Origin of the sequence: Acinetobacter sp. (assembly GCF_050285345.1) — a bacterium.
Classification (GTDB): Bacteria; Pseudomonadota; Gammaproteobacteria; order Pseudomonadales; family Moraxellaceae; genus Acinetobacter.
The window spans coordinates 42,055-54,961 of sequence record NZ_JBLZXR010000021.1 but is presented as its reverse complement, the minus strand read 5'-3'; the positions used below and the strand labels follow the sequence as shown (position 1 = coordinate 54,961).

12 protein-coding genes are annotated in these 12,907 nt (G+C 39.6%); 5 read left to right on the top strand and 7 right to left on the bottom strand.

All coding sequences use genetic code 11. From position 1 onward, the window contains the following. Positions 1-249 precede the first annotated feature (249 nt). Positions 250-1,644: a class II fumarate hydratase gene (gene fumC / locus ACN6OV_RS01750; RefSeq protein WP_427949126.1), complete on the top strand. Its 1,395-nt coding sequence runs from the start codon at positions 250-252 to the stop codon at positions 1,642-1,644. Between the two features lie 53 nt (positions 1,645-1,697). Here the strand turns inward: fumC and ACN6OV_RS01745 are convergent, their stop codons facing one another. After that, positions 1,698-2,321 carry an SOS response-associated peptidase family protein gene (locus ACN6OV_RS01745; RefSeq protein ID WP_427949125.1) on the bottom strand — a complete coding sequence of 208 codons (624 nt, stop codon included), beginning with the start codon at positions 2,319-2,321 and terminating at the stop codon, positions 1,698-1,700. Positions 2,322-2,555: 234 nt separating this feature from the next. On the opposite strand from ACN6OV_RS01745, the gene ACN6OV_RS01740 reads away from it, so the two are divergent. Continuing rightward, complete coding sequence (locus tag ACN6OV_RS01740; protein ID WP_427949123.1) at positions 2,556-3,047, top strand: hypothetical protein; 492 nt, start codon at positions 2,556-2,558, stop codon at positions 3,045-3,047. Positions 3,048-3,350: 303 nt separating this feature from the next. Further along, positions 3,351-3,953, top strand: coding sequence for a nitroreductase family protein (locus tag ACN6OV_RS01735; protein ID WP_427949121.1), 603 nt, complete (start codon positions 3,351-3,353; stop codon positions 3,951-3,953). 253 nt (positions 3,954-4,206) lie between these two features. On the opposite strand, the gene ACN6OV_RS01730 is transcribed toward ACN6OV_RS01735, so the two are convergent. After that, entirely contained in the window at positions 4,207-5,994 is a 1,788-nt protein-coding gene (locus ACN6OV_RS01730; RefSeq protein WP_427949120.1) for an acyl-CoA dehydrogenase, read from the bottom strand. A gap of 121 nt (positions 5,995-6,115) precedes the next feature. Between ACN6OV_RS01730 and ACN6OV_RS01725 the strand changes: the two genes are divergently transcribed. Next, entirely contained in the window at positions 6,116-7,102 is a 987-nt protein-coding gene (locus ACN6OV_RS01725; RefSeq protein WP_427949128.1) for a GlxA family transcriptional regulator, read from the top strand. Between the two features lie 19 nt (positions 7,103-7,121). Here ACN6OV_RS01725 and ACN6OV_RS01720 read toward each other — a convergent pair whose 3' ends face one another. The 5 genes from ACN6OV_RS01720 to ACN6OV_RS01700 form a co-directional block, all read right to left on the bottom strand. Then, entirely contained in the window at positions 7,122-8,315 is a 1,194-nt protein-coding gene (locus ACN6OV_RS01720; protein ID WP_427949118.1) for an MFS transporter, read from the bottom strand. After that, on the bottom strand, positions 8,305-8,751 hold the full coding sequence (locus ACN6OV_RS01715; protein ID WP_427949116.1) for a MarR family winged helix-turn-helix transcriptional regulator: 447 nt from the start codon (positions 8,749-8,751) through the stop codon (positions 8,305-8,307). Before ACN6OV_RS01715 ends, ACN6OV_RS01720 begins: the two co-directional genes overlap by 11 nt. A 145-nt stretch (positions 8,752-8,896) precedes the next feature. Continuing rightward, on the bottom strand, positions 8,897-9,649 hold the full coding sequence (locus ACN6OV_RS01710; protein ID WP_427949114.1) for a DUF805 domain-containing protein: 753 nt from the start codon (positions 9,647-9,649) through the stop codon (positions 8,897-8,899). Between the two features lie 170 nt (positions 9,650-9,819). Next, positions 9,820-10,374, bottom strand: a complete 555-nt coding sequence (locus ACN6OV_RS01705; protein ID WP_427949112.1) for a thermonuclease family protein — start codon at positions 10,372-10,374, stop codon at positions 9,820-9,822. Positions 10,375-10,582: 208 nt separating this feature from the next. Beyond that, the gene (locus ACN6OV_RS01700) at positions 10,583-11,500 is read right to left on the bottom strand and encodes a LysR family transcriptional regulator (protein WP_427949110.1); all 918 of its coding nucleotides are present in this window, start codon (positions 11,498-11,500) and stop codon (positions 10,583-10,585) included. Positions 11,501-11,595: 95 nt separating this feature from the next. Here ACN6OV_RS01700 and ACN6OV_RS01695 point away from each other — a divergent pair, with 95 nt between their 5' ends. Next, positions 11,596-12,837 carry an acyl-CoA dehydrogenase family protein gene (locus ACN6OV_RS01695; RefSeq protein ID WP_427949108.1) on the top strand — a complete coding sequence of 414 codons (1,242 nt, stop codon included), beginning with the start codon at positions 11,596-11,598 and terminating at the stop codon, positions 12,835-12,837. Positions 12,838-12,907: the final 70 nt, after the last annotated feature.

The window sequence follows — 12,907 nt, the reverse complement described above, 5'->3', positions numbered from 1 at the left end:
GTAATTTTCTTAGTCGAAATCTAAATTGTGTTATGTCCTTTTTATTTCAAGAGTTTAGAAAGTTGAGATTCGCGTATATGAATTAGACGATAACGCTTTCAATATTAAAGTGATCAAGCTGATCAAATAAACCATTAAAATGATAATAATTATCATTTACATATTTAAGCGGTTTAAATAGACTGTTGCTAAATGATCACGGAAGTTTCTGAACTTTCGTCCAGATAGATAAGGATATGAGGGAAAACCATGCAAACACGTATTGAACATGACACGATGGGTGAAGTTGAAGTACCAAGCAAAGCGATGTGGGGCGCACAGACCCAACGTAGTTTGCAGAACTTTAAGATTGGTGGTGAACGTTTACCGCGTCCAATGATCCGTGCTATGGGGCTTGTTAAAAAATCGGCGGCAATCACCAATGCAGCATTAGGTCAAATCCCTCAAGAATTATCAGGTTATATCGTAAATGCTGCTGAAGAAGTGATTTCGGGGCAGTGGGATGCGCAGTTTCCGCTTGTAGTTTGGCAAACTGGTTCAGGGACTCAAAGTAACATGAATTGTAATGAGGTGATTGCCAATATTGCCAACCAAAAATTGGGCAATCCTTTAGGTGCGCAAAAACCTGTGCATCCGAATGACCATGTGAACCGTGCGCAGTCGACCAATGACTTATTTCCAACTGCAATTCATGTTGCTGCAAGTTTACAGATCAATGAGCTTTTAATTCCAGCAGTCACTAAATTACGCAATACTTTAGATGCTAAATCGAATGATTTTAAAGATATCGTTAAAATTGGTCGTACCCATTTACAAGATGCGACGCCATTAACCTTAGGTCAAGAATTTAGTGGATATGTATCACAACTAGATCATGGGCTAAAACGTTTAACTCAGGCCTTAGAAGGGTTATATGAATTACCTTTGGGCGGTACAGCGGTTGGTACAGGCTTAAATGCGCATCCAGATTATGCAGTAAAAGCAGCGGCTGAACTTGCAAAGCAAACCGGGTTGCCATTTGTCACTGCACCAAATAAATTTGAAGCGCTAGCAGGTCGTGATGCAGCTGTATTTGCATCAGGTGCATTAAAAACACTGGCGGTCAGCTTAAATAAAATTGCCAATGATGTGCGTTGGTTAGCGAGTGGTCCACGTTGTGGTTTTGGTGAACTGCATATTCCTGAAAACGAACCAGGTTCTAGCATCATGCCGGGTAAAGTGAATCCGACACAAAGTGAAGCGATGACCATGGTCGTTGCACAAGTGTTGGGGAATGACACAACCATTAACGTGGCTGGGGCTTCAGGGAATTTTGAATTAAACGTATTTATGCCAGTGATTGCATTTAACTTATTGCAATCCATTCAATTGCTCGGTGATGCATGTAATAGCTTTAATGACCACTGTGCTGTGGGTATTGAGCCCAACCGCGAAAAAATTGATCACTTCTTGCATGATTCTTTAATGTTAGTCACAGCACTGAACCCTGTGATTGGCTATGAAAATGCAGCAAAAGTGGCAAAAATTGCTTATAGGGAAGGTAAAACTTTAAAACAAATTGCGGTTGAACTCGGTGTAGTGACTGCTGAACAGTTTGATGAAGTTGTTCGCCCTGAACAAATGGTTGAACCCAATGCTAAGTAAGTCGTTTTAAGTTTTACCGTTATTTAAATATATGGAGGTTGAATATCAAATATTCAGCCTCTTTTTATTTTAGGGAACGATATAAATTCGTCCGGCATTTCAAAGAAAAACTCATGTGCTTCTTCAAAATTCGTATTGAGCCAATCTTCGCGATATTCTTCAGGAATCACAATGAGGCTACGCTTTTCATCATTCGGTGCATGAAATTGTTTCATAAATGGATGTTGATCTGCATTGATTGTCAACATGCTCATAGATCTGACTTGCTCACCATTAATGACCGCATTTTCATAGAGAGCAGCCACAGTAAAAGGCATACCATCTTCACGCGCGATCCCGTACCAATGAGGTTTGCCATCTTTATATTTTGGTTCGTATATTGTTTCGACTGGAATAAGTGCAAACTGATTTTTATGCCAAGCATTTTTAAAGGTCGGTTTTTCTGCAACGGTTTCCGTTCTGGCGTTGTAGGTATGACGGCCATATTTTAATTCTTTAGCCCATTGAGGAATCATGCCAAACTTCGCCAATCGCCACTCAATATTCCCTTTGTTTGAGAAAACTAAAGGGGTGTTATAGGTGGGAAAAATTTCTTTAGAAAATTCGAGCTTCGGTGGTTCGGGAAAATTAAGCAAGAAGGCTCGATCTGATTTTATTGCTTCAAAGTTTGAACACATAGACACCTCTATGCTTTTGACTTGTGATCTATCTCTAAACAATAAAAAAGTATGCCCAAAAAGACTATCGTAAATTGGTGCGTTTTTTTAAAGCTGAATTAGCGTTGAATAAATTGCCATAATTGCTAAAATGCCTGTCTTTTCTGTTTTTGTTTAATTTTTATTTTGTGATTAAAATACAAATTACGAAATAAAAATGAATAAAATAGTGTTCTATTTAAGGATTTTCTCCCAATGCTCAAAATATTTTTAACCGATGTCCAGAAGCAAGTTCAATTTAAAGACTATCCGGGTGAGCATCCTGTTAAATTTGTTTTGAATTTTAAAAAGATTTTCCCAAGTGTGATGGAGCTATTATTACCGGTTCTGCCTGAAGATGAAAATCTGGATGAAATGAGCTGGGAATCAACGACAGCAGATTTTGCAAAGTTCAAATTATTGCTCAGTGGTTGGGGCGTGATTGAACTACGTTTAAACGCGATTGCACAATATAAAGATCGTGCGTATGCAGATAATTTAGTGAAAAAAGCGCAGCAAAAACGTAAAGAGTTTAAAAAATCACAATCAAAATTGCAGACGGTGGAACTTGATTACTTATTTATGCATGAAGTACATGGCCTGATTGATGCTGAACTGGTTGAGCTTGGTGAAAAATTCTACCTGCCAACCTTACGTGACTTATGGAAAAACCAAGTACCAACACAGGTGCTTGAAGCCAAATTTTAAGGGCTTAAAAATCCTCCCGTTTAGGAGGATTTTTTATATGCTCATGAGAGCATTAGATTTACACATGTTTTTGCCTACTGTACATCACAGGCATCGTTTTGGGTTGTTTTTTAATAAATAGCCCAACATTGAAATATAGCTGATTACTTAATTCTTCAGTACACCAAAGACCTTAAAGAATGGAATTTTACAGGTATTTTTACGTGCTGATATTTTTAGAATTTAGCTATATCAATTTTTCTCCCTCTGAATAGATCGCTTTTATAAGGCTTTTTTATTCTTTTATTTAAGGACTTTAGAAATATGTCAAATCAGTTTATTGATCTTATTAGCAAACGCCGTACGATTTACGCTATTGGTAAAAATGTGAGCCAAACTCCTGAATATCTAACTGATTTGATCCAGACTTCGATTAAACAAAGCCCATCATCGTTTAACTCTCAATCTTCGCGTGCTGTGATTTTATTTAATGGCGAAAGTGAAAAATTTTGGGGCTTAGTGGCGGATAAATTAAAGTCTTATGCTAAAGATGAAGAAGGCGCTGCAAGGACAACAGCGAAAATGGCAAGTTTTGCTGCAGGTGTGGGCACAGTTCTATTTTTTGAAGATTTAGACGTGGTAAAAGGCTTACAAGAGCAGTTCCCATCGTATGCCGATAACTTCCCAGTTTGGGCAGAGCATTCTACAGCCATTGCACAATTTGCAACTTGGACAGCATTGCATACCGAAGGCTTAGGTGCTTCATTACAGCACTACAATCCAATTGTGGATGAACATGCGCATGCTGAATGGGATATTCCTACAACTTGGAAACTCCGTGCGCAATTGGTTTTCGGTTCTGTCGAAGGTAACGCGGGTGAAAAAGCCTATATGGATGATGCTGCGCGTTTCAAAGTATTTCAATAATTTTTCATGATTTGAAATACAAAAAAAGAACCGAAAAATGGTTCTTTTTTTGTATCTCAGATGTTGTTTTACCCCTATATAGCTAATTACTTAACTCTTCAGTACACCAAAGACCTTAAAGAATGAAATTTTACAGCTATTTTTACGTGCTGATATTTTTAGAATTTAGCTATATGTATAGGGTGGACAAAGTTTTCATCCTTGAAAACTTTGTCCGTTTTAGTCCATTGAGGAGTGAACTAAAAAGGGAGGGTTAGAACCAATCTTGATGCATGTTGAGACAGGTCTCATCCAAATCAACCAGTAATTTCGCTTGATGCTCAACTTCAGGTAATTCCCAGCGTATAAAATATTGTGCGGCTTGTAGTTTTCCAGCCATAAAGTTTTGATCTTCTTCATGGTTTGAAGTTGCAAATTTATTGATGGCTTTATTGGCCATATCTAACCAAAGCCAAGCGATAATCGCGCGGCCCATCATGTCCAAATATAGGGCAGAATTCGCCAATGCCTGATCAACTTGTCCTTGTATCAAGGCATTTCCAAGCACGCTTGTGGTGTTTTTTACAGTTTGCAGGTGTTGTTGGAAACGTTTCGCTAGGGGGTGAATGCGCCCATCTTGAGAGGCATCTAAAGTTTGTTGTATCTGTTGCATTAATAATGCAAGCCCTTTGCCATTGTGCTGCCAAAGTTTTCGACCGAGCAGGTCCAAAGACTGAATGCCAAAAGTCCCTTCATGAATCGGGTTTAAACGGTTATCACGGTAGCATTGCTCAAGTGGATATTCTCGGGTGTAACCTGCGCCACCAAGGACCTGAATCGCTAAATCGTTGGCTTTCGGGCCATAGGCAGAGGGAAATGACTTCACAACTGGTGTAATTAGGTCGAGTAAAATCGCACTCTCTTCATTGCCACCCGCTTGATGTTCATCGATTAAACGTGCTGCAAATAAACATAAAGCCAGCGAACCTTCTACATAGGATTTTTGCGCCAACAACATACGTTTGACATCCGTATGTTGAATAATATTGACGGGTTTTGCGGCTGGATCTTTGTCGGAAACAATACGGCCTTGCGGGCGATTTTTTGCATAATCTAATGATTCTAAATAACCACGATAGCCAATCATGGCAGCGCCCAAACCAACGCCGACACGAGCTTCGTTCATCATTTTGAACATGTATTTTAAGCCAGAGCCGGCTTCACCGATTAAATAGCCAGTGCATTGATCACGTTCACCAAAGCTTAGTACCGTAGAAGTCGTGCCGCGATAACCCATTTTATGCAGTAGGCCAGCCAGTTGAACATCATTCTGTTCAGCCACAGTGCCATCGGTATGGGTTTTAAATTTAGGCACAATAAATAAAGAGATACCTTTAACCCCTTGAGGTGCATCCTGAATACGCGCTAACACCAAATGCACAATATTTTCCGTGATGTCTTGATCACCACCGGAAATAAACATTTTTTGGCCTTTTATTAAATAAGTGCCATCGGCCTGAGGAATGGCTTTGGTGCTTAAATCCCCAAGCGATGAGCCGACATCCGGTTCAGTGAGTGCCATCGTGCCAGAAAAACGACCACTCAACATAGGAGGCAAAAAAGTATTTTTTTGTGCTGTAGAACCAAAAGCTTGAATGACATTGGCTGCGGCAGCGGTTAAAAATGAATAAGCAACAGTTGATGGATTGGCAGACATGAAATAGGCATTGGCCGCCATATTGATCAGGGTAGGTAGTTGCATACCGCCCATATCATAGTCATGCTGCGCACAAAGGAATCCCGCATCGGCAAATTGTTGCCATGCGGTTTTAACTTCAGCAATGGTTGAAACCTGTTGACCATCAAAAGTGGGTTCGTGATGGTCTGCTTTGGCATTGTGTGGAGCAAAAAAGTCGCTGGCAATGCCTTGAGCGGTTTCCAAAATACTATTAAAAGTTTCCACATCATGCTCGGCATAACGCGGCATTTGAGTTAATTCTTGAGCTTTAAATACGTCATAAAGTAGAAAATTTAAGTCTTTATTATTGATTAGCTGTGGCATTGCACAAACTCATGGGTGAACTTTTATTTAGGATAGATTAGCAGTTGCATTTGCTTTAAAGGATTGTCAATAATGACACTAAATAAGTCAAAAGTGACATAATTAACGAGTGCTAATGGATATGATAAAAATAGTGGTATTGGCATTTAATGGTGCTTTGGCTTCCGCCATTACAGGTGTTGTTGATTTATTTTCTATGACAGGCGTGAGCTGGAATCGTATTCAAAAACAAGCAGTACAACGTTTATTTGAAGTAGATATCGCAACGGCGGATGGCCAATCCATTCAATGCATTAATGGGATTCGACTTGAGGCTGACTGTTCATTTGCTGAGATTCGTCACGCGGATATTCTGATTGTGCCAACCATCGGCGCACCAATACTGAATGTATTGGAAAATAATCCAGCACTGATTAATTTCTTAAAAGCACAGTATCAACAACCGAGTTTAATTGCAGGCAATTGTACCGGTAACTTTTTCTTAGCTGAAGCAGGATTGCTCGACCATAAGCAAGCCACAACGCATTGGGGTTTTCAGCATCTGTTTAGTGCGCGTTATCCATTGGTCAAGCTGAATGTGGATCAGCTCATTAGCCATGATCAACACATATACTGTGCAGGTGGCGGTTTGGCATGGTTTGATTTGGGACTACATTTAATTGAACGTTTTTATGGCTTTGACATTGCGATTCAGACGGCAAAATCATTTGTTTTGGATTATCGCCGTGATAGTCAGTTGTCCTATTCATTAATGAAAATTGGTCAGCCACATCAGGATGAATTGGTGCAAAAAGTACAGGATTGGCTAGAACAGAATTTTCAAAAAAACATCGTATTGGATGATTTGGCTACACAATTTAATGTGACCAAACGAACTTTAATTCGACGTTTTAATAGCGCTTTAGATGTGCCGCCCAATCAATATTTACAGGCGATTCGAATTGAAGCTGCACGTAAACGTTTGGAGGAAACGGAGCATGCATTAGATTTAATTATGCATGATGTGGGCTATAGCGATCCAAGTTCATTTCGACGTTTATTTCATAAAAAAACTGGGCTGACGCCCTTGGAATATCGCCGGCGTTTTAGCCGACGATTTGAAATATAAAAATACATTGCAGCGCAATTTAAGCCATTTTTCTTGCATGGCGGCCATGTAAAAAATAATAGACCACAATACATGCGAAAGCGGCAAATGCACTGTAAAGATACAATTGTGAATAGCCAATATAGTCCAACAGCTTACCAATAAAATACGGACCAAAGCCTAAGCCTGCATCAAGGAAAATAAAGAATGTGGAGGTTGCAAAGCCCATACGTTCCAGTGGCGCACTTTTGACTGCAACGGTTTGACAGACCGATTGAATATTACCGTAGCCTAAGCCCAATAAGCCAGCACACAATAAAAGCATCCATGAGCTGTGGGTTAAACTGAGTAAGACGAGAGCAACTCCCATAATAATAAAGGCAGGATAAATCACGATATTTTCACCTTTACGGTCCATCATTGGGCCAGTAAATGGACGTGAAATTAAAATGGCAATGGCATACATTAAAAAGAAAAAAGAAGCCGTTTCGACTAAATCAATTTCTTTGGCGTAAAAGTTAATGAATGAAAGTACGCCGGAGTAGCAAATAGACGTAAACAGCATAATCAAGGAAATGGGCAATGCTTTGGGTTCGACAAATTGTGAAATCCAGCTCGGTTTTTTCGCTGCGACCACGGTGTCGATGGGTTTGTTGCTTGTCGGTAGGTCAGGGACTTGAATCAGCACTGCCACAATCAGACAACTGATTGCAATCACGGTTGAAACGATAAATATCGATTGATAACCAACGTTTAGCATCATCCAAATCGCAAGAAATGGTCCAATAGCTGTCCCTAAGGTACTGCTCATGCTGTAGTAACCAATGCCTTCACCACGACGTGTTGCCGGTAAAATTTGGGCAATAATTGTCCCCAAAACCGTTGAAGCCATACCCATCATAAAACCATGCATAAAGCGGATGAGCAGCAGCATACCCACGCCAAAATGGATAAAGTAAAAGCCTGAAAAAATAAGGAATCCAGCAAGTCCAACAATAAGCGTGGTTTTACGTCCAAAACGTGCTAAAAATTTACCGACCAATAAGCGGCCAACTAAGGTTCCGACAATAAATAAACCTGAAACTAAGCCTGCTTGTGCCGTGGTTGCGCCAAGTTCAGCGACAGCATAGCCGACAATGACCACAACCAATAAATAAAAAGTTAGTACCAGTTGGAAGTTAATGGCGCTTACGAGTATAAAGTTGCGTGTCCATAACGGTGTTTTAGTCGGCATGCTGATCCCCTGAATGTTGGGCTTCTAGTGCACTGACAATCGAGTGAAAAATATGTACAGCATGTTGAATATCTTGCGGGTTGAATTGCGCAATCAAACTTTGTTCAAAATGGTCAATGTCTTGGGCACATTGCTGAAATAGAGCAAGGCCCGTTTCACTCAGGATTAACTTTTTCTGACGTTTATCTTCGGTTTCAACATGGGTCAAGATGTGCAATTGAGAGAGCGCATGAACACGTTTGGCAATCGATGGTTTGGAGACATTTAAATATTCAGCCATTTCAATAGAGGTACATCCGTTTTTTTCACGGATCACAAACATGACTTGCCATAAGGAATAGTTCAATTGGTAGGGCAGTAATAGCATGTTGATTTCGTCACTCATCATCCGCGCGCAGCGTAGTAAAGATGAACGAAATCCAAGAATAGAATTCATAATAGTTAACTAGGGTAACTAAATTATGTGCAACTCTACGCCGATTAAACGACAAGTTCAAGTATCCCTAAATACTTTCAGACCATTGGTGAGAGCCATAAAAAAACCAGTGCGAGCACTGGTTTCATTTGAGAAAAATGAGTAATTAGTTTTCAATCGATGCTTTAGCAGCGGCAATCGCTTCATCAATTGCTTGGATGTTAGATGCATCTTCTACTAATTTCGCATCAACATCAGCTTCAACTTGTTGTAAGTAAGCTGCAAGTTGTTCATCGCTCATTTCAGCTTCACCTTCATTCATCATGACTTGTTCTTCGCTTTGTATTTGGCTCATCTGACTTAGAACTTTTTGATAACTCATCAGCGTTGGGATCATGACCAATAAATACAGCACAATCAGAACGAGGTTAAGTGAACCAATGACTTTCTCTGTTTGTTCTGTCGGACGTTTTGCACCAAATTTATTGTCACCAGCCGTTCCTTTTGCCGCCATTACATACAGACCAAAAATCGTGCCGACTAAAGGAATAAAGAAAATAAGACACAGCCAGCCGCTTTTATTTAAGTCATGTAAACGACGAATGGTAATGCAAACTGTTGCAACGAACATGGCGATGACAGATACGATCATGCAGACAATTGCTGAAATACCCAGTGCTGAATTGAATAAAGCGTCAATACTGCGCTCAGGTGAAGTGAAAACAGCAAGCAAACCTATGACGACAGTAATTCCTAAAGCACAGGTATACATCATGCCAATGATAAACATCCACGCCAAATAGGACAGACGACCAAAACGACCTTCTGGAGATAAAGGATGATCTGTTTTTGCAATTGGTGTGTGAATGTTTGAATTTTCTGGAAATGGATTAAGTTCTGTTGAAGTAATTTCGGTCATTATTTTTCCAAAGTTTTAATATTTAAATTATTTTTGTACGCCCTAAAGAGCAAGGCTATTGTATTGAAATCTGAAAAAAGTTCAAACTTTAAACAAAAAAATAGACTATTTGTAGTAATAGCCTATTTAAATTGAACCGGTTAATTTTCCACTTAAATCTACTTCGAGTTTTATTTATTCAGCTTTCGATACTCTTTGGGACGCATTGGACGGCTAGCTTTCCATAAACCTTTCTTTTGCTTACGAGCTTTATTTTGTAATGCCATCATATAGTTGAGATGCTTTTTATCGCGAATATATTCTTCATACACCCAAGCGGCACCGCGTTTCACCATTTCCTCATTCATACTTTTGCGATAACGATAAATCACCCCAACACAGCGACCATAGCGGTCTACATCGGTAATTTGTACCCGAATGAATTTTTTATACACCATCGATTTAATCAGGCGAGCCGATTCTTTGCCATAGGCTTGACTCGACTCAGGTGCATCCACATAGGCGAAACGCAGTTTGGTTTCAGAACGTCTTAAATTCATACGGTAGCAGGTGAGGGTGTCACCATCACTAATCGCAGAAACACGACAAAGATAGGATTTACCTTTCTTAAAGGGTCTAAAAAAATCATTCAGAAAACGAAGAATTTTAACAATCACATAGAGCGCGATTAGGCAAAGCAATGCGCCAAGCCCAATTAGCCAACTTGCAGGAAGATTTGAAAACATAAAAATGTGATATGAATAAATACATATCAAAAAGCAAAATGAGATGTGTATATCTTATAAGAATGCGAATAATTTGACTGTTGAATAAAACGACGATCACGCACCAAAGCTGGATATACATAACATTTGCTATAAAAATAATCGCACAATTCTCAATATCTCAACACAAATAGCCTAAGCGTGTCTATTGTTTATCTGTCAAAATAGCCTAAGCAAAAATTTTAGAAATTTCGCTTCGCAAAAAAACATGTCTTAAATTCCCCTCCAAATCATTATGCCAATACATCCCCAAATTAATATTTGGTAACTCAACAGGCACTTCAAAAATATTTAGAGATTCTGCAACTTGAAGGTGCGCTAATATATTTTTAGGAATTGTTAAAATTGCTTCAGTTTGCTGATTTAAAATTTGCAAAGCGGTAGAGTAATGCTGACAACGTAAAAATATCTGACGCGATAACTTTTTACGATTTAAATAAATATCCTCAACTAAAACCCCTGTACGGCGTGACGAAACCCCAATATGTGGGGAAGAAAAATACGTTTCTTGATCCATCTGTGGATGTTGGCTACAGACCACAAAATGATCCTGAACCAAAGATTGATAGGAAATTTTATCTCCAAAGTTTTGTTCTAAATCAATCACAAAATCAATTTGCTGCGCAGCAAGATCTGCCACAATGCTTTTACGATCAAGTTTGATACTAAAAAATTGAATGTCTAAATGACTATTCTGAAAATGCTCGACCAATTTGGGAAAAATGATCGGTTCAATTTCATCATGTACGGCAATTTTTAAGGTTTGCACCATTGCAGGTTCAAATTGCTGTTTTTGGACAGAAATACTTTGAATTGCAATTAATGCATTTTTGATCACCGGATAAATTTGTTCTGCAAAGGGCGTTGGTAGCATTTTTGCCCCAGCTCGCACAAACAAATCATCCTGCAAATGTTGTCTTAAACGCTGCAACGCATGACTTGCCGCAGATTGGGTAATACACAAAATTTGTGCGGCTTTGGAAATACTTTTCTGTTCATAGACGGAAACAAAAAGAGGATATAAATTGATATCAATACGGTGAAAAATCCCCATATCGAGCACAGTGCTTTTATGAATAGTATTCATTTTTAAATATTGAATTAAATCATTTTGTTCATATTAGTTTTCACGTTATGGTGTTGTAAAGACCAAAGCACAGAATATTTTTGAGGGAAGTGGCCATGTTTGAATTATCAGCACGTGCACAAGATTATATCGAAAGAACTAAAAAATTTATTACAGACGAAATTGAACCGATTGAACCTGAATTTTGGGCCGAAGTGCATGAGCTGAATCAAGGTGGCGACTGGACAAAATGGCAATGGCCTGCACAGCTTGAGCTTTTAAAAGCCAAAGCAAAAGCAGCTGGGCTTTGGAATATGTTCCTGCCTTGTGACACCTTAGGGCAAGGTTTATCTGTGCAAGAATATGCACATATTGCCGAATTATCCGGTCGTAGTTTACTTGCACCAACTGTCTTTAACTGTAATGCGCCTGACAGCGGAAATATGGAAGTGATTTGGCGTTATGGTACCGAAGAACAAAAACAGCAGTGGTTAACGCCACTACTTGAAGGCAAAATCCGTTCTGTATTTTGTATGACTGAACCTGCGGTGGCGTCATCGGATGCCACCAATATGGAAGCAACAGCGGTTGTAGATGGTGATGAAATCGTCCTCAATGGTCGTAAATGGTGGTCGTCAGGTTTAGGGGATCCTAACGCAAAAATCATCATTTTTATGGCGCATACCCCAGATGAAAGCAAAGACCGTCATCATCAACACTCGATGGTTTTAGTCCCAGTTGAAACTGCGGGCGTTCAAATTGAACGTATGCTCCCTGTATTTGGTGACTATGATGCACCACATGGTCATGGTGAAATCAGCTTTACCAATGTGCGTGTACCGGTTGCAAACTTTATTGGCGGTGCAGGGCAAGGTTTTGAAATTGCCCAAGGTCGTTTAGGCCCAGGCCGTATTCACCATTGTATGCGCTGTATTGGTGCGGCAGAAAAATCATTAGAACTGATGATTGATCGTGGTATGAGTCGTACCGCATTTGGTAAAGAAATTTTAAAACTCGGCGGCAATCTAGAACGTGTAGCAGAAGCGCGCGTTGCCATTGACCAGGCCCGTTTGTTGACTTTATATGCTGCCTATAAAATGGATACTTTAGGTAATATGGCGGCTTTAACTGAAATTTCTGCTATTAAAGTGGTTGCGCCAAGCGTGCTTGAAAAAGTGGTGGATATGGCGATCCAAATCCATGGCGGTGCAGGCGTATCGCGTGATACACCATTAACCGGTTTCTTTGCTCAAGCACGTTCATTACGTTTGGCAGATGGCCCTGATGAAGTGCATAAAGGCATGATTGCAAAATTAGAACTGGCAAAACGTGGTTATCGTTCACGTCATAAAAAGTAAGCTTATTGTCTCAATAGCATGACGAGCGGTGGCTGGTCATGCTATAAAAAAGCGGGATTAAAATTTAAAT